Consider the following 20802-nt stretch of genomic DNA (forward strand, 5'->3'; position numbering starts at 1 on the left):
TAAGGTCTTCGCTCTCCCAAGCAACCAGAGGTAAACGAGATGGAATTATCTATTGCCATATTCGGACTTGCAGCAGCAGCGTGTTGGGGAGCCGGAGATTTTAGCGGAGGAGTTGCAACAAAACGAAGCGGAGTATTGATAGTTGCAATACTTTCCCAGATAGTAGGAATAATACTACTTGCCTCGGCTGCATTGCTGTTCACGGAAAGCATACCACCCACTACAGATTTTTTATGGGGTGCAGCCGCCGGACTTGCAGGAGGAATTGGCCTTCTTGCTCTTTACCATGCACTATCCATGGAAAAAATGGGCATTGTAGCTCCTGTTACAGCGGTTTTAAGCGCAATTGTCCCCATGACATTCGGAATAGTAACCGAGGGACTTCCCACTATAAGCCAGCTTACTGGTTTTCTTTTTGCATTCATCGGAGTATGGCTGATATCAAGAGAAGAGAATAGTCCCAAGATAGAATTGGAGAAACTGAAGCTTCCACTCCTTGCAGGACTTGGTTTTGGGCTTTTTATGATACTTATCGACCAGGTAGAGTCAAATGGAGTATTCTGGCCACTTGTCGGAGCAAGGATGGCAACCATCCCGACATTTATACTTGTAGCATCCTACAAAAAACAAACAAAGATACCAGGAATTAAATTCTTGCCACTCATTGCACTTGCAGGGGTGCTTGATACAGGAGGAAATGTGTTCTACGCCCTTGCAGCAAAGACGGGGAGAATGGATATTGCAGCGATCCTTACTTCAATGTACCCTGCAATAACCGTACTTCTTGCATGGATACTTCTGAAAGAGAGATTAAAGAACAGGCAGTGGATTGGCGTATTTGCCGTTATGGTAGCAGTAGTGCTTATAACATGAAGCAGAAAATAGAATAACGACTTACTGCTTCACAACAGGATTAAATATGAACTGCCCTTTAATAGAACAAAATAGAGAACTGAACAGGATGATCCTTAAATGGTAATGGATAAACTCGGGAATTCACTGCAGGATGCCCTAAAGAAACTGGTGAAATCAGGACGTATCGACGAACGGACCGTAAATGAGGTCGTCAAGGATATCCAGAGGGCTTTGCTCCAGTCTGACGTAAACGTCAAGCTGGTCATGCAAATGTCACAGCATATCAAAGAGCGTGCACTGAAAGAGGAAGTGCCCTCAGGAATGAATCCCAGGGAACATGTAATAAGGATAGTCTATCAGGAACTTATCAGTATAATAGGAAAGAGTACCGATATTCCACTAAAACCCCAGACCATCATGATGATAGGTTTGCAGGGTAGCGGTAAGACAACTACGACTTCAAAACTTGCACGCTATTTCCAGAGAAAAGGACTCAAACCGGCTGTAGTCTGTGCAGACACATTCAGACCGGGTGCATACCAGCAGCTAAAAACCCTTTGTACCAGACTCAACGTCGCATTCTACGGTGAGGAAGGAAACCCGGATGCAGTTGGAATTGTAAAGAGAGGCCTGGAAGAGCTTCACAAATATGACGTACTTATAGTTGACACAGCAGGTCGTCACTCACTTGAAAGTGACCTTATCACCGAGATGGAAGAAATACACGCCGTGGCCAAACCGGATTATAAATTGCTTGTACTTGACGGTGCTATCGGACAGCAGGCAAGCGAGCAGGCACGTGCATTCAATGATTCTATCGGAATATCAGGCGTAGTGATCTCCAAGCTTGACGGTACCGCAAAAGGTGGTGGAGCACTTTCCGCAGTATCTGAAACAAATTCATCCATTGCTTTTATTGGTGTAGGAGAAACACCGGACGACCTTGAAAGATTTGAGCCGGACAGGTTCATTTCAAGACTTCTGGGAATGGGCGACATCAAAAGTCTCATTGAAAAAGCAGAGGAAGCCCTTGGAGAAGAAGACTTTGACATGGAAGCAATGCTCCGTGGCAGGTTCACACTCAAGGACATGTACAAACAGCTCGAAAGTCTCAACAAGATGGGACCAATGAAGCAGATCATGCAGATGTTGCCACTTGGAGGACTCGGTGCCAAGATCCCTGAAGATGCATATCAGGTAACAGGTGACAAACTCGGACGTTACAGGGTTCTTATGGACTCAATGACAGAAGAGGAAATGCTCAATCCAAGAGTTATTGGCAGTGCCCGCATCAAGAGAATTGCAAGAGGTTCAGGCTGTGCCCCAGAGGATGTAAGGGAACTTCTGAAATACCACAAGATGATGCAGACCGCTATGAAAGGATTCCGTGGCGGAAAATTCAATATGCAAAAAATGATGAAGAAAATGGGAATGTGAGAGTTTAATACTCCTCACATACCTTAAAGAAATTCATCAAAAGCTGTTCTCCTTTTTCTGTGTGTGCCACCTCAGGGTGCCATTGCACACCAAAGATAGGCCTGTCAACATGCCTCATTGCCTCACATTCACAGATGTTTGACCTTGCAAGTTGTTTGAAATCCTCAGGCATCCTGACAACCTCATCAGCATGTGATGCCCAGACTGAGGTCTTCGGACCCAGCCCTTTAAGGAGCTCATCCTCATCAACGATCTCAATTTCAATGTCTGCATATCCGCCTGAAACACCTGGACCTACCTCTCCGCCAAATGTCTTTGCGATTACCTGGTGCCCAAGACAGATACCAAGGATTGGGAGGTCGATGCTTTCAACATATTCAGAACACATGCCAGCCCTTTCCAGTGTAGGACCACCGCTTAATATGATCCCGTCAGGTTCCTCGTCAAGGATATCTTCAACAGGAGTCGTGTTGGCAACGATCTTAGTATCCATGTCCAGATCCCTTACTGCACGATGGATAAGATGGCAAAACTGCCCATAGTTATTGATAACAAGAATTTTTAATTCTCTCATAGATTGTTTCCTGCATTTATTTTTATTAATATGTGTATCAATATTGCCATAATAGTAATTAACCATATAAGAGGGTTTCATACTTAATAGATGAAAATTTTCAAAAAAAAACTTATAGCGTGTATATAGAATTAAAAAAAAGGAGTCAGATTAACCCCAATATACTTGATATTTTAAGAATCAGATTTCCCACAGATAGTTTTGCCTTGTTGGAAAAGGAGACGCCTTCTACCTCAATATTTCCGCTTTCATACGCATCAAGGAAATAAGATGCAGGGTCTTCTGAAAGCATCAATCCGGATAGTGTATCCTCATCCGTGTAAACAATGACAGTGGGATCCAGTTCCGAACTAAGACCAACTGCAGACTGGAGAATGATCCTCCCATCAAGGGAATTTACCTTCTTGTTGCCATCCACATCAAGACCCATGTCTTCCGGTAGTTTTCCAGTCGACATCTTGATAGCCCCAAGACCGTCAAGGGCTGTCAGGGAACCGTCATTATCATAATCACCTTTTCCCTGTTCGATCTCCATGGTAACTTTAGTGAACTCGACCACCAATCCATCCTTAGTAACGGCTTTAATCTCCAGATTTGTACCATCACTCATGCTGACTATGCCATACATCTCCTCATTCCCGAGCAGACCTATGATAACATCCGGTACAAGATCGACATTCTGGTTGTATGAAGGAACCATATCACCCATATCGGAGTAAAGGTCTGCATGGGCCGTGTTTACAAGTAAAAAGAATAAAAGAAAAGAGAGAATTTCCTTTTTCATTTGGATCTCCTTCACTCATTCCTGTTGATGATCATAGCGCACAGGCCAAAGATAGCTACAACATACAGTGCTACCGAAGCATACCCTGCATTTTTGCCACTGGCTTCTGTAACTGTGACTGTCCCATCCTCTGTGCCAGTCACCAGTTCCACAAGCTCTGTATTATGGATCTTGGCCTCTTCCAGCGTAACAGCACAGGAACTACCTGCATCTCCAACTACCATGAAGGATATTTTTACCACAGGGCCATCACCACTTATTCCAGAAGCATCGGCGAGTGCTATGATAACTTCACCTTCGTTTGCGGTGTTGGATTCAATAAAGGCATTCTTTCCAATATCACTGGTCTTTACAGATGTTGCCTGCAATACCTCAGCATCATATTTCAGCACAAGGTCCATACTTCCCACATCTTCTGCATCCCTAAGGACTATAGGAAGCTCAATGGAAGAGCCGCTTGCCGCTTGCATGTCATCGATGCTCACAGTCAATTCCGCGCCTGAAGCGCTTGAAATAAAACAAAATAATAACAGACTGAATAATATCCATTTCATTGTTCTCACCTTTATTCAATATCCCCTACAGGTTTTTTCTCCGATGCCAGTTTAAGGATCATCCTTGCATCTATCGAGGTTACTTTTCCATCACCATTCACATCCATTGACTCATGCTCGTCGATCTTGCCCACGGACATCAACAGGGAATAGAGAGCATCGTATGCTGAATATTCGCCCCCGTCACCGGCAGCGTCACCCATACCATCATCGACACTTATTACCTCGAACACACCATTCTTTTTGTCAAGACCCATTTCTGAAAGATCATCCGCATTGTTTGCAGTGATACTGCTTATCATCAATTCAGATATGGAACCCTCTTCACCTATGACATTGAATTTCACATAGGCAACTGAACCTTCACCGCTAAAGCCTTCCATATCTGCAAGACTTACCCTTATCTCACCGCCCATAATATTAGACTCAAATAGAGAATCATCCGTAAGACCGCCTTTTATGACCTCGATGCACTCAAGAACATCAGTATTGTAGGTCAGTTCCAGATCCATGTTGCCTATCCCCTCTTTTACTCCAGAGAGCGTGAGAGGTATCTGCACACTACTTCCTGCAGGCTTGCTGCGGGACTCGAACATAAGCCCACAAAAACCAGCACCTACATCAGTGATCATCTCTGTTTCGACTTCCAAAGGTTCAACTTCAGCAACTTCCTCTTCAAGAGAAATCCCTGAATATGCCATCTTTGAGGACTGAAGAACAGAGGATGAGACCGGAGCTATATCATCAACGTTTTCGTAAAAATGACCTACATAGACTGAGGAATCATATTGGTCATCGGTAACTGTAAAAGATATCGTCTTTCCGTCAGCGCTTATGAAAGTGTTACCTATATCACCGCCAAAGTTTAGTTTCTCCACAGGGAATAGCAAGAGTTCCTCATTGCTTGTAGTATCGACAATGATACCTTTCTCTGAATCGGATACGAACATCTTCTGTCCGGTGTTGTCAAGCTGACCCCATCCGCTGTAAGAACCCAGTTCCTTGCCATTTGAGCCTGTTGAAGAAACGATGAAATGATTACCCTTGTAGATGTAAAGGATGTTCTTTCCATCGCCACTCACATCAAGAAGCACTTTAGAATAACCATCGTTTGCAGTTCCTTTTGAAGTTAACTGATCATAGTTACCATTGACCCATGAGAATACCTCTGATTTATCGTAGACAGTATCGCCGATCACGTAACCGCTTGACAGGAATGCCACCGTCTGCCCGTTGCTGGATACTGCAAAATCATGGATGAAAGAGGTATCATACCCATCTACTTTAAAATTGTCAGAATTCACAACCGTCTGTGAGCCTCCGCCATTGTGCCCGGTCTTCCAGATACCTTTTTTTCCGCTAATGGAATAATACACATAGTCACCTGAATCGGCAGTTCCCAGAGACCAGATATAGTTCTCAGAACCAATATCTGCGACCTCTGACAAGCCAGTGCTTCCTATCTTATAGATATTGCTACCACTAATGAAGAAAGCCATTGAACCATCCCCATTGACAACTATACCAACCGCACTGTCGTCCGGAGCATCATACTTCCTCATTCCGGAACCATCGGAATTCAGGTAGCCCACCACCATATGTTCTGTGCTTTTGTCCACTCCGATAAAATAGATCATGCTACCATCAGAACTCATCGCAGTATGGAACACCTCTATATCAGTACTGCTACCATCCAATATCTTGTCATAGACAGCAATTGAATATGGTTTAAAATCATCAGATACAACAGCAGATACCGTGGAGGAAGCAAAAACAGCGAAAATCATTAGCACTAAGAATATTTGAGTTATTTTAAAGAGCTTTTTATCCATAAATATCCCTCATAATAAGTAACAACATGTATAACATATAATTATATATAATTACTTTTTTAAATCCACTTGAATGTTATAAAACAAAAATAAATTGAACAAATATTAGGCGGTTCAACTTGGGCATTCCGCTGCCTACCATTTAACAAATAGTATTAAGTAAAATTAAAATGAAAACTATATTAGAGAGAGAGAAACTTTCATATTTAGTAAAATATAATTACTTTGCTTGTCGCAGTTTTGTGAGAGGAAAATACCTTGGAAACTAAATTTACAGGAATACCGGGATTGGATGAGATCCTCGGAGGAGGCATCATGGCCCCTTCCACAATATTGATCGCAGGTAACCCCGGTAGTGGAAGGACCACACTCGGAGTACAGGGCTTATGTGAAGCAGCCAAGAATGGAGAGAATGTGCTTTACGTATGCATGACATCAAAATCCGAAACCGCAGTCAGAGAAGCGCTCTCTAACTATGATTTTTACGAAGAGTCCCTGAATATCCGTACCTTTAATGTTAGTTCCGTTGAAAGGGATCCACTTACGATGCTGGTTGAACTTGGGAATATAGTAGCATCCTTAAAACCAGACAGAGTATTGATAGACCCTGTGACACCTATCGGATTTGGTTTTCCTGAAGCTGAAAGAAGAAGGTTCATGTATTCACTTAATTCTGCAATTGGAGAATGGAATGCCATTGTTTACCTGACAGGAACAATGTCGCAATCTGATGTGTGCAGATCAGTCATCAGCGATGTGGTCGAAGGGATAATATATCTTTCACAGGAGATCGAAAGGAGAGGAAGCAAGCGCTCGATCAAGATAATGAAAATGAATCGCCCCAATTACATAGAGGGAGAGCATACATTCGACATTTCAAGCAGTGGAATAGAGATATACCCCAGAATAACCACCCATAACACCGAACAGTTATCACCTGAAACGAGAATTGATTCAGGAATTCCCAGGTTCAATGAATTGATCCGTGGAGGGCTCTTTGAACTCTCATCCACATTGATAGCAGGAAATACAGGCACCGGGAAAACGTTATTCGGACTCCATTTTATTGTCCAGGGCGCCAGGGATGGCGATGCCGGGATCATCAGTACTTTTGAAGACAGCCCTGCGGAATTGCGTCGTTATGCTTCAAGTCTCGGGCTTGAGCTTGAAGAACTGGAACAGAAAGGACTGATAAAGATCATTTACACACCTCCTCCGGAGATCAATGCCTGCAGACATACCGTAGAGCTCAGGAAGAACATTGAAGAGATGGGAGCAAAAAGATTACTCTTGGACGACATATCAGGATTTGATTATGTTTTTGCAGATCCTGTTGTCAAAAGAGAGCATATTGCCAATATGATGAGGAATTTTAAGGATATGGGAATTACATCCATGCTCATCAGTGGTAACCGGGCAGCTGGCAATAATGTGCTTACAAGCGAAATACCAGTTTCCTCACTTGTGGACGTGTTGATACTACTCAAACACGTAGAGATTGGCAAGGAGATCAAAAAGACCATGTCAATTATGAAGATGCATGGTAGTGACCATGAGAAACATCTCATCCAATATGATATAGATTCTGAAGGAATACACATCGGTGAATTCCTGAAAGATATGTGATACTCTTTATTTTTCTTTTTTGACAGCCAATACAAAAACATTTAAATATAAATCCGTGCTACTGTGTCACATAGTAGCAAAGATAGTATAAATACATTAGTGCACATTATAGTGCATTGATACACATCTAATAACATACAAAGAGGGTGAAATCATATGACAGAAATTGGTAAGAAGATTCGTATCGAAAGGATCATGCACAGAGAAAGCAGGAACATGGTAATAATCCCCATGGACCATGGATTATCAGACGGACCTATAAAGGGCCTGATAAATGTAGCAGATTCCATTAATAAAGTTGCAGACGGCGGAGCGGACGCAGTGCTCATGCAGAAGGGAATCGTCACTCATGGACATAGAGGATACGGACATGATGTAGGACTCATAGTCCACATGAGCGCTTCTACATCCCTTGCACCGGACCCAAATAACAAAGTACAGGTATGCTCTGTGGAAGAGGTCATGAAAATGGGAGCTGATGCAGTATCAATACATGTGAATGTCGGATCAGAGACCGAAGCAGACCAGTTACAAAAACTCGGAAGCGTAGCTGAAGAGTGCAACTACTGGGGAATGCCACTTCTTGCAATGATGTACCCACGTGGAAAAGACATCAGCAACCCCCATGACTCAGAACTCGTTGCGCATGTTGCAAGAGTTGGTGCTGAGCTCGGTGCAGATGTTGTAAAAACATTATACACCGGAGACGTTGATACATTCAAAGATGTGGTTCAGGGCTGCCCCGTACCTGTGGTAATTGCAGGCGGACCAAAAACAAACACTGACAAAGAGTTCCTTGAAATGATCCAGGGTGCTATGGAAGGCGGTGCAAGAGGTGTTGCTATCGGAAGGAACGTGTTCCAGCACGAGAATCCTACAAAAATTACAAGAGCAATAACAGAGATAGTGCACCATAAAAAGTCAGTTGAAGAAGCACTGGAAATGCTAAAATAAAGATAGATTATTTTCTGTGCTTGTGGATGTGCTCATATGAATAATAAGATAATCTGGATAAAGGCCGATGAAGGCAACTGGGATGAACGCAAGGCTATAATCACTACCGGGATGGAATCAGGAGTAGATGCCATACTGGTTGATGCTGTAGATGTTGAAAAAGTAAAAGAACTTGGAAACGTAAAAGTGGCTGCCTTTGCTACCAATGATGTTGAAGGAGCAGAAATAATCGTAGTCGGAAAAGGAGGAGAAGGAGATGGAACAAAACCATTACCACCTGACTACGGAGGTTCACTTGACATTACAAATGCCCTTCGCCTGAAAGAGAAAGGACTCAAGGTTGCAGGCTATGTTATCATCCAGAACAAGAACTATGAGAACTTTGCAGCCGAAATGGGAAATGTCTGCGATTATCTCATTACCATAGGCACTGACTGGCAGGTCATTCCACTGGAAAACCTCATTGCAGGACTACAGAAAAAGGATGTAAAACTTATATCCGGAGTTCAGAACTCAGAAGAAGCGAAGCTTGCTTTTGAAACAATGGAGCACGGAACCGATGGTGTGCTTCTTGACACAAAGGACCTGAGCCAGATCAAGAAGACTGCCGAAGTCGCTGAAAGTGCTGGTGTCAGTAACCTGGAGATTAAAACTGCAGTTGTGACAAAAGTTGAATCCATCGGCATGGGTGACAGGGTTTGTGTAGACACATGCAACCTGATGGTCAAAGGCGAGGGAATGCTTGTTGGTTCACAGGCAAACGGTATGTTCCTTGTACACTCCGAATCAGAGGAAAGCCCATACGTCGCATCCCGTCCGTTCAGGGTCAATGCCGGTGCGGTACATGCATACATCAAAGTAGGCGAAAAGACCCGCTACCTTTCCGAACTTAAAGCAGGCGACCAGGTCACCATAGTTGACGGGAACGGTAAGCAGAGAACTGGAGTAGTTGGCCGGGTAAAGATAGAGAGAAGGCCGCTCATTCTTGTTGAAGCAGACCTAAATGGAAAAACGATCAAGAATATCCTGCAGAATGCAGAAACCATAAAGCTTGTTACAAAGGACAAGGAACCCGTAGCTGTGACTGACCTGAAGGTTGGCGATGAGATACTCGTCCACTCAGAGGACATCGGGCGCCACTTCGGAATGAAGATAGAAGAGACCATTATCGAAAAATAAGGTGGTCGCTATGGTGAAAATAGGGACTTTTGACCTCGATGAAAAACCTGCAATAGTCTCAGTAATAGACGATGACCCGGCAGAAAATGCAAAAGCTGCAAACTGGCTGGGTGCCGATGTACTGGAATTGAGACTTGACCTTCTCAATTTTTCGGACCTTGAGGAAGCAAAGAAGACAATTGAAAGGATAAAAGTGAATACCAACCTCCCATGTATTGCAACCAATAGGTTACAATCTGATGGTGGCAAGTGGGAAGGCAGCGAGGAAGAAAGAATCGCATTATTGACAGATATACTCCCTTTCGTGGAAGCAATTGACATCGAGCTCAGCGCAGATGCAGACCAGCGCAGCAAGCTCATAGATGCGGCAAAAGCTGCAGGTGTAACTGTTATCGTTTCAGCCCATGATTTCAACGCCACACCCTCTGTTGAGGAAATGAAAAAGATACTCAACAATGCGTATGAGGCCGGTGCGGATATTGCAAAGCTGGCAGTCATGGCCCAATCAAAGCAGGATGTACTTAATGTACTTCAGGCAACTGCCGACATTGATAAACCGGTATGCACCATTGCAATGGGAGAACTTGGTAAACACAGCCGCATAGTTGCTCCTTGTTATGGTTCACGCCTGACATACGGTGCAATTGCAAAAGCTGTGGCACCCGGGCAGATAAAGATACACGAACTTAAATCAGCCCTGGAGATACTCTTTTGAGAACTGTTTACGGGGTATTCGGCGATCCAATAGCACATTCAAAGTCACCTGACATGCACAACGCAGCTTTCAGGGAACTTGATATGGAATGCACATACCATGCATTCAGGGTCAGCCCTGAGAAACTGAAAGATGCGCTCCTTGGAGCAAAGGCCATGGGTTTTGGTGGAGTGAATCTCACCGTCCCGCTGAAACAGGAAGCATTGAAGATAGTCAGTGCAGACCCGCTGGCTGAAGGAATTGGCGCTGTGAACACCGTTGATTTCAAAGAGGGCATGGTAGGTTACAATACTGACGGACTTGGTGCAAAACGCAGCCTTGAGGAAAAAGGAGTGAAGGTAAAAGGCTCCAATGTACTGATCGTAGGTGCAGGAGGAGCTGCAAGAGCTATCGCATTCCAGTTCGCAAAGGACGGAGCTGACATCACCATAGCTAACAGGACCGAGGAAAAGGCTATCGAGCTTGCAACTGGTGTGTCGGCAGTCGGAAGTGCCAGAGGTTGCGGACTTGACAACATGAAGGAACTGGTAGCTGACAGCGACATACTCATCAACTGCACCACCCTTGGAATGCATCCAAAGACCGAGGGAACAATAGCAACAGCAGAGGAGATGCACCCTGAACTCACTGTATTCGATATAGTGTACAATCCTCTGGAAACCACCCTTTTGAAAGAAGCAAAGAAAGCCGGTGCTAAAGCTGTCACCGGAGAGATGATGCTTGTTTACCAGGGGGCAGAGGCATTTAAGATATGGACCGGTGTGGAACCACCCATTGACGTTATGAAAAAAGCAGTGTTGGAGGGCTTTTGAGTTTGAAGGTCCTTATCATAGGCGGTACCGGTGAAATGGGACAGTGGTTCACTCCTTTTTTTAAGAACCACGGTTACGAGGTCGTTGTCTGGGGCAGCAGCGGAAAGACAGAGATAGCAGAGAGAATGGGAGTTGAGTTTGCCCGTGATATTGATGCTGCAATAAGCACCAGTGACATTGTTATCGTAACAGTACCCATCAACATCACCGAAAAGGTCATCAGTGAAACAGCACCTAAAATGAAGAGTGGAAGCCTTCTTATGGATTTCACTTCCCTGAAGGTCGGACCCACTGAAGCTATGAAGAAGTATGCTCCCGAAGATGTGGAGATACTCGGCACCCACCCTATGTTCGGACCATCCATTCCAAGTCTGCACGGACAGATTTTCATTCTAACACCAATTAACGGACGATGTGAGAAATGGTTCCCGATCATGCGCTCACTTTTTGAGGACAACGGTGCACATATCGAAGTCATCACTCCCGCAGAGCACGACAGGTTCGTTTCCGTTGTGCAGGGACTTACTCACTTTGCTTACATCACCATCGGTACGACCTTTGACCGGCTTGATTTCAGTGTGAATGAATCAAGGCGCTTCATGAGTCCGGTCTACGACATCATGCTTGATTTCGTTGGCAGGATACTTGGACAGAACCCTTATCTCTATGCATATATCCAGATGGAGAACCCGGAAGTTCTAAAGGTGCATGATGCTTTCATGCAGCAGTGCAGCGAGATGTCCTCCATTGTCAGGAAAAAGGATGTTGAAGCCTTCACAACAAAAATGAAGGAAGCTGCAGTGCATTTTGGAGATACGGCATCAGCACTGCGCAGGTCTGACAAACTCATAAACTCAAAGATAGCTGAATTTGACAGGCTGCTGGATTCCATCGGCCAGGAGATCGGTGTCAGGCACATCTACTCAGGAATTGTCCACACTGGAATTGTCGAAAAAGTAAGTCCAAGAGATGTTGTTTTGGATGCCGGCAGCAGGATGATATCTCTTAAGATAGAGAACATCCGCCTGTTAAGTGAAGAGGAAATGCATGAGTGGAAACTCGATAACCTTGAGCATCACTTGAGAGATATATCGGCACTGATGCCGGAAGAAGCTGATGCAGATGTGATCATGGAGCTTGTTTCCTGCAATGACGATATTGTTTCTATTGAGATCATTGACAGGTACGATGGAATTGAAGGTACAAAGCGTCTGAGTGTTACATTTCGTGTTATGATAATGGGCGATGTTGAGGCTGAGAAGGTTCAGCAAGAAATTGAAAGGCAATTCAAGGGAATTGGTTGCACTATTCGGGGATAAGAGCAACTCTAAGATAAGATCCCAAAGGGACTGCTTTTTTGCTTATTATTTGAAAAAGGGATAATCATACCTTTCTCACAAGGTTTTCTCCTTTTGAGATGCCTGCGCCACAGAGAACCTGTACTACCGGATTAATTCAATTTACTGCTTCAACTGAGCCTGTGACGACCCAGAATCCGCTTTTGATACAAGGATGCCGGAGCCGATAAACCCAGGTGGCTCAACTGCAACATAATCAGGGCCTAATGATGCTGATGCTGAGATTGCAACGTTGTTGGTACAGACTATGGTCTTTGGGGCTGCATCTCTTGCAATTGTGATGGATGCATCGATGTTTGCAAGTGTAAGGCGGCATAATCTCAGTGAATAAAAGAGATACGTGTAAAGGTTTAAGAGAAAATGAAAGGATCAGTGTGATCTAGCTAAATCAGCTGTAAGCTTAGAATATGAGATCATTTCGGATGATCGGTTCTGACTCTGTGAATATAATACTTCCATGGCAGTTCTTACATAAGTTTCACGGACAAACATTATCATTCACCTGTGCCTACATCAAATAGTGATAATGTGAAAGGTCCATCCCCAACACCCCAACAATACCTACGGTTTTTTAAGATCGGAATTTTCTTTACCGCTGTTTTTGGAATGTACCTGGGAATCCAGGGCCTCTATCTTATGATAGTGGAAAGGAACTTCATATCGGGCATTCCACTCTTCATTGCCGCACTCCTGATAGCACCACCGCCTATCGGCATAGCCAGGATGATGAAAGAGCAATTCAATATCGACCTTTCAATAACTGTCAGAGTGATAACTGCAACCATGATGCTATTGATTGCATGGCTGAGCCTGCCTTGAAAAAAGTAAGAGAAAGTGATCAGACCTTGCTCACAAGGTCTTCCAGTGCAGCCTTAGGGTCTGCTGCTTTTACTATACCCGATGCCAGCAGAACTCCAACTGAACCAAGTTCAAGAGCTGCTGCAAGATCCTCACCTTTTGAGATACCTGCACCGCAGAGAACCTGCACTGCCGGGTTGATCCTCTTAACTGCCTCAACTGAACCTGTGACTACCCCTGGGTCTGCTTTTGATACAGGGATGCCGGAACCTATAAGCTCTGGCGGTTCTACTGCCACATAATCAGGACCAAGGGCTGCTGCTGCTGCTGAGGTTGCAACGTTGTTGGTGCAAACTATAGTCTTAAGGGCTGCATCTCTTGCAGTTGTGATGGATGCATCGATGTTTGCAAGTGTAAGGCGGCATTCGGAGTGGTTGATAAGAGTTCCAACTGCACCTGCATCCTTGATGGACTGGACGAATGCATGTCCTGTAAAACTGCCTGCTCCTACCGGGTCAAGACTCTGTGCGTAGACCGGAAGGTCAACCTGTGATGCAACACGGTAGATGTCACAGAACTGTGGTGCAACACCTATCTCAATTCCGCATTCATCTGCAACTTCCTTACATGCCTGTGCAACCTTTACGGCGCCTTCGCCTGTACCCTCAAGGTATGTCTTGAGGTTCAGGACAATTAGTGTAGAACTCAAATTAAATCTCTCCAATATGAATATCAGTATACGTATCAAGTACGCAGCATTATAGATGTAACTCCAACTATAAATATAAGAGTGGAAAGAAGGGCGAAAGGAACGTAAAAACAGAATTAAAAGACCAAAAAAGAAGATAAGGGTGTGGAAATTCCACACGCTTAGAAGTCAGTCATTACTCTGAACTGGTCGATCTCAGGGTTGTTAAGACCTTCAATGAATTTCTCTGCGACCTGCCTTACATCCTTTGCGTTGGTGATAGCTCTTCCAACTACAAGGATATCAGCGCCTGCTGAAAGTGCGTCTGGCATTGTGTCGATACGTACTCCACCAGCCACTGCCACCAGGATCTTTGGTGAGAGTGCCTTGATGCCATCGATGCTGCCCCATGCGTGTGCAGTGCCCTCGATGTCAATACCACGGTGCAGTTCAACTACATCAGGCAGTACATCAAGTTCCTTGAGTACAGCTACAGGATCATCACAGTTGAGTGTGTCCATGACAGCATAGATACCGGTCTTGTGTGCTTCCTCGATTGCCTTGTTAAGGGTTGCTATTGGTGCCAGTGCTGAGACCACGATTGCATCTGCTGTTGCATCTGCAACCATACGAGCCTCGAGGTTTCCTGTGTCGAGAGTCTTGAGGTCAGCAACTATGAATGCATCCGGACGAACTTCCCTGAGTTTGCCGATAACATCTGTACCATAGCGTTTGATAAGAGGTGTGCCTGCTTCGAGGATAACGTGGTCGCTCTTTGGTATCTGTCTGACGATGTCCAGAATTACAGGAAGGTTAGGGTTGTCAAGTGCAACCTGCAGGTATGGTGGGTTCCAGAGCCTGGATACCTTGAATCCCATGATAGCATGGCCCATTCTGTCCTTCTCCTTAAGTACTGTGTCAAGGTCAGGGAAGCCATCTACTGCACGTTTTACTGCCAATTTTGTAGCTCCGTAGTTGTATCTGTATATCCTGTTGTAATCCTTTGCTTCAGGGTGAATGAAAACACTTGCCACAACAACAATATCATCGAGGTCAAGGTCACCGAATGCCCCTTCTTCAAGAGCATCTGCAACAGCCTTTGCAACAGCAGCCTGTGCAGGACCGAATATCTGTGAAGCCTGTTCCATATTCTTTACTGTTACCTTTGGCACGATAAGTGTTGCAGGTTTTGTAGGAAGGTTTGGACGGATAACTGAGAGCAGAGGGGTGTGACCTGCTGACAACTGTGTTAAACCATTTGCGAATGCCTGACCTACAGGACCGTCTTTGTTTCCGATCATAAGGTCAACGTGTGCGAGTTCTGGTGCCTCGCCAATTAATGCTTCTCCGATTAGTAACATGATTCTCACTCTTATATGCTGAAGTAAATACTAGTTCATTTATTAGTTAATTAATGCTAATGCAAGTATGAAATTTATCAGTTCTCGTGCAAAACCAGCACTTTTTATATTAGAGTTGCGGCATATAACACAAGATTTGTGCTTTATATATTATATATCAATAAATAGTTTGTTGAAGCTATCATCCTTATTTTATCCCAATTTTGAAGAATGTAGAGCATTTTAAGCCACAGCATACATTAAACAGGAGAAAATACACTTCTACAAAAAATAAGCCGGTTTTTTAAAATATATCCTTGCATATAACTATTGAATGATGCAAGAAGGAGAACAAAGAGCATGGCTTCAGAGAGAAGCCATGGAATGGGAAAATGAGGGCATAATCAATGACGAACAGTTAAATGCAATATTGTCGAGATACGATATGCCGACAAATTCTCGTGATGAAACTACAACCAAAAAGGACGGAACATCACAGAGCATCCAGGTAATGTCGATACTTGGTGCCTTACTTGTCGGAGTAGGAGCAATCCTCTTTGTTGCCGCTAACTGGAAAGAACTGCCTACTTTTGCAAAACTGCTACTCCTGTTCGGTACGACATATTCCACATATTTTGCAGGGTGGAATTTAAAATACAGGAAGGGCACTCACCCTAAACTCGGAGAAGCCTTGCTTTTTCTTGCCTCGCTGCTGATAGGCGCAACAATATTCCTGAATGCACAGATATTCAATGTCAATGCAGATGCACACTGGCTTTTACTCGTATGGTTAATAGCAATACTGCCCTACGGATATGCATTCAATTCAAGCGGCATCCTTGTCCTGAAAATATTAGTATTTGCACTGTGGACTGTGTTTTATGTGGGACAGAATTCGGAACTTTTTGTGGGTTCTTTTGGCATCTTCATGTTCTACCTGTTGTTAGGCATTAACCTGTACGGACTTGGGCAGATCCACCTGAAATTTGAAAGCTTTTCACACTTCAGGGAATTGTATCAGGGATCAGGGCTGTTCTTCATTCTTATATCGTATTTTTACTTCTCACTGGAAACACCATTCAGGCACACATTAACGCGTATAGAACCCCTGACAGGAATGCTTCAGGCACTTTTTATCCTGTTCATGCTGATTTCGGTTATAATGATAGTGCAAAGTGCCCTGTTATGCAAAAAGCATGAGAATAGCAAATACGAGCTTATTGAGCTCATACTTGCATTTGCAGGCCTGTTTGCCATCTGGATGCTGACCATATTCAAAGATTCACTCGCAGTCTCGCATGTACAGGATTACGGACTGAACCAGCTGGAACCCGGCACAGCCACATTGCTATTCATTCTCTTTAATCTCATGTTCTTCATCCTCACCATAGGTAGCATACTCATTGGATACTACAGATCGATATTGTCATTTGTCAATATAGGAATGGGTTTTTTCATGATCGGAGTATTGCACCTGTATTTTACTACATTATACAGGTCTTTACCCAGGTCCCTTGCATTCATTGTTGGCGGAATCATCCTCCTGTTGTTTGGATGGTACATGGAGAAAAAAAGGCGCTCCATAATAAATGATATAAAAGAAGGAGAACACGCATGAAGCAAAAACAATTCCTTTTGCTGATGGCATACTCACTGATAGTCATCTCACTGATATTCCTGCCCAAATATGTTACATTGAACCAGGGGAAAGAAATTGTACTGAAAACCGAGCCTGTTGACCCGAGAGATGTATTCAGAGGAGATTATGTGATCCTCAATTATGAAATATCAAGCGTGAACCTTAATGAAACACCCTATGACTATGAGTTCATGGATGGGGAATCCATATATGCAGTACTCTCTGAGAAAACGACATACTGGGGCATAGATTCAATAAGCCACGCAAAACCTGCCATTGGAGACAAAGATGTCTGCATGAAAGGAACAGTTACCCGAAATACAGGTGATGCCATAATGATCGAATGGGGCATTGAGAGTTATTTCGTACCTGAAGGAGAAGGATGGCAGATTCAGGAACAAATGGATAATATTTCCGTGATAGTTTCAGTTGATACAGATTGTTCTGCCGTTGTCAAACAGCTTTTGCTTAATGGCGAACCAGTTGAGTTCGAATGAGCTCCGTTAATGAAAAAACGTTTCACGCTATAATTCAAAAGGTTTCAGATTATCTTCGGACAGATATCATCCATGATACACTCATCACACTTTGGACCAACTGGACGGCATATATTCTGCCCGAACAGGACCATAAGCCCGTTGATATCCTTCCAGTCCTCCTTAGAGACCACTTTTTCGAGCTCTTTTTCCGTCTCATCAGGGTCTGAGGTTTCAACAAGACCCATGCGGTTGGATATCCGGTGTACATGAGTATCCACTGCAATGACATCCTGCTCAAATCCATATCCAAGTACGCAGTTAGCCGTCTTCCTGCCAACACCCGGCAGTTTGAGAAGCTCATCCATACTGTCAGGGACAATTCCATTATAGTCCTGAAGGATAATGCGTGAAATGTCAATGATACGCTGGGCTTTTACCCTGTAGAAACCTACATTCCTTATCAGTTCCTGTATCTCATCCACGTCAGCCTCTGCCATTTTCTGAACCGTTCCGAATACACTGAAAAGCTTCTGCGTTGTCGGGATAGTCACTTCGTCGCGGGTTCGCTGGGACAGGACAGTGGATATCAAAAGATAGAAAGGATCACGGTTAATGTGAAAGTAACCATTCGGATACAATTCCCTGAGGCGTGAGACTACATCTTCGACATACATCAAATGAGGTAGAAACCCCGGAATATAAAATACTTTGTTAACAAGGAGTTATAGTTGGAGAAAATAAGTATTGTGCACGTTATTCGTTTGCATCCTGATTCTTGCATTTCAGATAGGAAGGGAAATGAACATGAACAGTTGTTCCGGCACTTTCATCACTTTCAATCCATATCTTCCCACCATGTATCTCTGCTATTGTCTTACTGACGTATAGGCCCAATCCGCTTCCGCCATACTTCCTTGACATGGAACCATCTATCTGATAAAAACGTTTGAAAATATTGGATAATTCATGTTTTGGAATACCTATTCCGAAATCTTTGACCACAATGTGAACATCACCATCATCCTCAAAAGCACGAATCAGAACCTTTGAACCGTCTGGACTGAATTTTATGGCATTGTCAATTATGGACCTGAAAAGATAAGGCATGTATTCAACATCCCCTTTGATCAGAGGAAGATTCTCTTCAAAATCAAGGAGAAGTATTAGCTCCTTATCCTGGGACCTGAATGAGAAATATTCCACTACTTTCTTTAAGCTGTCCTCTATCCTGATAGGGTCCATCCTATAGTGAACCTTACCTGATTTGACAATACTCATGTATATCAGAGAGTCCAGCAGGAAACTTAAGTGGTCATACTTAGTAAGAACCGTCTTCATGGCATTTTTCTGTTTTGTGTTAAGTGGCCCCATCACTTCATCATGGACAAGTTCACTGTAACCCTTTATCGAAATAAGAGGAGTTTTTAATTCATGAGTCAGGTTAGAGAGGAATTCATCCTTCATCCTGTCAAGAATTTTGAGCTCCTCATTCTTTCTTGACAGTTCAGCAGTATAGGAACTAATCTTCTCTTCAGCCTTTTTACGCTCAGAAATATCACGGGTCACACCCAGGAAAAACTGGAAATTACCGTCATCATCATAAACAGGATTGGCAATGGCTTCGGTCCATATAAGGCGGCCATCCTTATGGTATTGTTCTATCTCAAAAGACTCTGAGTAGTTAACCTCGCCAGCTTTCAAATTATCATAGAATCTGCTAACAGCATTAGCTATTGTAGCCTGATGTTCAGGCGGGAATATCTCATCAAATGTCTGGTTAGCAACTTCTTCAGACGTATATCCCCTTAATTTAAAAACAGATGGGCTTGTATACGTGAATTTGCCTTCAGGACTCAGGGTCCATATAACATCGTTGGCATTTTCTGCAAGGAGACGGAACTTTTGTTCACTTTCCTTTAAGACCTTCTCTGCATACTTACGTTCACTTATATCTCTTACATTACATAGAAGGGCACTAATATTATTGTATTTGATTACCCTTACACCCATTTCTACAGGGATTGAGCCACCATCTTTTTTCAGACATGCAAGCTCAAATCTGCTAAATTTAGTTTCCATAATATCTGCAACTCTTTCGTAACAGACCCCATGGAATTCAGGAGCTACAAGATCATCCCTTGAGATGGACAGCAATTCATCCAGATTATATCCGAGCATTTCACATGCAACTGAATTTGCATCGATCACATTGCAATCAAAATCAAAGATTATAATTGCATCTGCAGCGTTTTCAAAAAGAACCCTGAATTTCTCTTCGGATGCTTTGATCTTCATAGAAGCAAATCGTTCCTCAGTCACATCTGAACCGGAACTAAGTATGCCGGAGAGTTCACCATTTAAGTCCCTCAAGTAAGAATTATTCCAGTGGATAATCTTTTTTTCACCACTTTTTGTGACAATTCCGTTTTCAAAAACCTTTACTCCAGCAAGATTCCCAGCCATCACATTTCTGAAAACCGAGGATACACCATCCCGGTCCTCAGGAGGGACAAACGATTCTACCCAATTTTTGCCAATCAATTCTGACTCTTCATATCCTAGCAACTGGCAGCATTTCTTATTTGCAAGTTTTACCGACCCATCCGCATCAAAAGCAACAATTATACACCCTGCAATATCAAGATAATTCTGTGCCCTATCTCTTTCGGAGGTCAGTTCATCATATAACTGTTTGTTCTTTAACAGAGTACGTACCCGGGTAAGAACCTCAACCCTGTCAATCGGTTTGACAAGGAATTCATCTGCACCCGCCTCAATTCCCTCGATCCGATCATCCTTTGATGAAAGAGCGGTTATCATAATTACCGGAATAAAATGTGTTGATTCAGATGCTTTGATCCTGCGACACACTTCATAGCCATTCATGTCCGGCATCATTATATCAAGCATCACAAGGTCGATCTTTTCAGAACTTATGATATCAAGAGCTTCTGCACCACCATAAGCTGGTCGGACAACATAGTCTTTTGAAAGGAAAGCCTCTAGAAGCTTTACGTTGAGAGGGTCATCATCAACGACCAATAGAGTATATTCGGGTTTTTTGTCCATGATATTATAAACCTTGAATAGATAATGGCGAATTATAAGCTAGGATAATAGCCATTTAATTAGTGCTAATGCAACAATAGGAAATTTATCCAGTATGAGCAATTATTGC

19 protein-coding genes and 1 pseudogene are annotated in these 20802 nt (G+C 43.5%); 11 read left to right on the top strand and 9 right to left on the bottom strand.

All coding sequences use genetic code 11. The features are described from left to right. Positions 1–39: 39 nt before the first annotated feature. Positions 40–873 (top strand): DMT family transporter, encoded by an 834-nt coding sequence (locus RE476_RS08575; protein ID WP_309307242.1) that lies wholly within the window; start codon positions 40–42, stop codon positions 871–873. Between the two features lie 99 nt (positions 874–972). After that, on the top strand, positions 973–2292 hold the full coding sequence (locus RE476_RS08580; protein ID WP_309307243.1) for a signal recognition particle protein Srp54: 1320 nt from the start codon (positions 973–975) through the stop codon (positions 2290–2292). A gap of 4 nt (positions 2293–2296) precedes the next feature. Here RE476_RS08580 and RE476_RS08585 read toward each other — a convergent pair whose 3' ends face one another. The 4 genes from RE476_RS08585 to RE476_RS08600 form a co-directional block, all read right to left on the bottom strand. After that, the gene (locus RE476_RS08585) at positions 2297–2866 is read right to left on the bottom strand and encodes a GMP synthase subunit A (protein ID WP_309307244.1); all 570 of its coding nucleotides are present in this window, start codon (positions 2864–2866) and stop codon (positions 2297–2299) included. Between the two features lie 145 nt (positions 2867–3011). Further along, positions 3012–3650 (bottom strand): hypothetical protein, encoded by a 639-nt coding sequence (locus RE476_RS08590; protein WP_309307245.1) that lies wholly within the window; start codon positions 3648–3650, stop codon positions 3012–3014. Between the two features lie 11 nt (positions 3651–3661). Then, on the bottom strand, positions 3662–4204 hold the full coding sequence (locus tag RE476_RS08595; RefSeq protein ID WP_309307246.1) for a cohesin domain-containing protein: 543 nt from the start codon (positions 4202–4204) through the stop codon (positions 3662–3664). Between the two features lie 11 nt (positions 4205–4215). Next, a complete protein-coding gene (locus RE476_RS08600) occupies positions 4216–5991 on the bottom strand; it encodes a cohesin domain-containing protein (RefSeq protein WP_309307247.1) in 1776 nt (591 codons plus the stop codon). 303 nt (positions 5992–6294) lie between these two features. On the opposite strand from RE476_RS08600, the gene RE476_RS08605 reads away from it, so the two are divergent. The 6 genes from RE476_RS08605 (at position 6295) to RE476_RS08630 (ending at position 12641) form a co-directional block, all read left to right on the top strand. Next, positions 6295–7662 carry an ATPase domain-containing protein gene (locus RE476_RS08605; RefSeq protein WP_309307248.1) on the top strand — a complete coding sequence of 456 codons (1368 nt, stop codon included), beginning with the start codon at positions 6295–6297 and terminating at the stop codon, positions 7660–7662. Between the two features lie 156 nt (positions 7663–7818). After that, a complete protein-coding gene (locus tag RE476_RS08610) occupies positions 7819–8616 on the top strand; it encodes a 2-amino-3,7-dideoxy-D-threo-hept-6-ulosonate synthase (RefSeq protein ID WP_309307249.1) in 798 nt (265 codons plus the stop codon). 36 nt (positions 8617–8652) lie between these two features. Then, positions 8653–9795: a 3-dehydroquinate synthase II gene (locus tag RE476_RS08615; RefSeq protein WP_309307250.1), complete on the top strand. Its 1143-nt coding sequence runs from the start codon at positions 8653–8655 to the stop codon at positions 9793–9795. Positions 9796–9805: 10 nt separating this feature from the next. Beyond that, positions 9806–10510 (top strand): type I 3-dehydroquinate dehydratase, encoded by a 705-nt coding sequence (gene aroD / locus RE476_RS08620; RefSeq protein ID WP_309307251.1) that lies wholly within the window; start codon positions 9806–9808, stop codon positions 10508–10510. Beyond that, complete coding sequence (gene aroE / locus RE476_RS08625; RefSeq protein ID WP_309307252.1) at positions 10507–11322, top strand: shikimate dehydrogenase; 816 nt, start codon at positions 10507–10509, stop codon at positions 11320–11322. Before aroD ends, aroE begins: the two co-directional genes overlap by 4 nt. A 2-nt stretch (positions 11323–11324) precedes the next feature. Next, on the top strand, positions 11325–12641 hold the full coding sequence (locus RE476_RS08630; RefSeq protein WP_309309583.1) for a prephenate dehydrogenase: 1317 nt from the start codon (positions 11325–11327) through the stop codon (positions 12639–12641). A gap of 139 nt (positions 12642–12780) precedes the next feature. Here the strand turns inward: RE476_RS08630 and RE476_RS08635 are convergent. Beyond that, positions 12781–12992, bottom strand: a pseudogene (locus RE476_RS08635) (triose-phosphate isomerase); the annotation flags it as partial. A 294-nt stretch (positions 12993–13286) separates the two neighbouring features. Between RE476_RS08635 and RE476_RS08640 the strand changes: the two are divergent. Further along, positions 13287–13499, top strand: coding sequence for a hypothetical protein (locus RE476_RS08640; protein ID WP_309307253.1), 213 nt, complete (start codon positions 13287–13289; stop codon positions 13497–13499). Between the two features lie 19 nt (positions 13500–13518). On the opposite strand, the gene tpiA is transcribed toward RE476_RS08640, so the two are convergent. Then, complete coding sequence (gene tpiA, locus RE476_RS08645; protein WP_309307254.1) at positions 13519–14187, bottom strand: triose-phosphate isomerase; 669 nt, start codon at positions 14185–14187, stop codon at positions 13519–13521. Between the two features lie 161 nt (positions 14188–14348). After that, positions 14349–15527 (bottom strand): bifunctional 5,6,7,8-tetrahydromethanopterin hydro-lyase/3-hexulose-6-phosphate synthase, encoded by a 1179-nt coding sequence (locus tag RE476_RS08650; protein WP_309307255.1) that lies wholly within the window; start codon positions 15525–15527, stop codon positions 14349–14351. A gap of 313 nt (positions 15528–15840) precedes the next feature. Here RE476_RS08650 and RE476_RS08655 point away from each other — a divergent pair, with 313 nt between their 5' ends. Together RE476_RS08655 and RE476_RS08660 are read left to right on the top strand one after the other, a co-directional pair. Further along, positions 15841–17124, top strand: coding sequence for a DUF2157 domain-containing protein (locus RE476_RS08655; RefSeq protein ID WP_309307256.1), 1284 nt, complete (start codon positions 15841–15843; stop codon positions 17122–17124). Further along, entirely contained in the window at positions 17121–17642 is a 522-nt protein-coding gene (locus RE476_RS08660; protein ID WP_309307257.1) for a GDYXXLXY domain-containing protein, read from the top strand. The genes RE476_RS08655 and RE476_RS08660 overlap by 4 nt, the downstream gene beginning before the upstream one ends. Positions 17643–17686: 44 nt before the next feature. Here the strand turns inward: RE476_RS08660 and nth are convergent, their stop codons facing one another. Beyond that, positions 17687–18298 carry an endonuclease III gene (gene nth / locus RE476_RS08665; protein ID WP_309307258.1) on the bottom strand — a complete coding sequence of 204 codons (612 nt, stop codon included), beginning with the start codon at positions 18296–18298 and terminating at the stop codon, positions 17687–17689. Between the two features lie 79 nt (positions 18299–18377). Continuing rightward, positions 18378–20693 carry a PAS domain S-box protein gene (locus RE476_RS08670; RefSeq protein WP_309307259.1) on the bottom strand — a complete coding sequence of 772 codons (2316 nt, stop codon included), beginning with the start codon at positions 20691–20693 and terminating at the stop codon, positions 18378–18380. Positions 20694–20802 lie beyond the last annotated feature (109 nt).

It is taken from the genome of Methanolobus mangrovi, assembly GCF_031312535.1.
Classification (GTDB): domain Archaea; phylum Halobacteriota; class Methanosarcinia; order Methanosarcinales; family Methanosarcinaceae; genus Methanolobus; species Methanolobus mangrovi.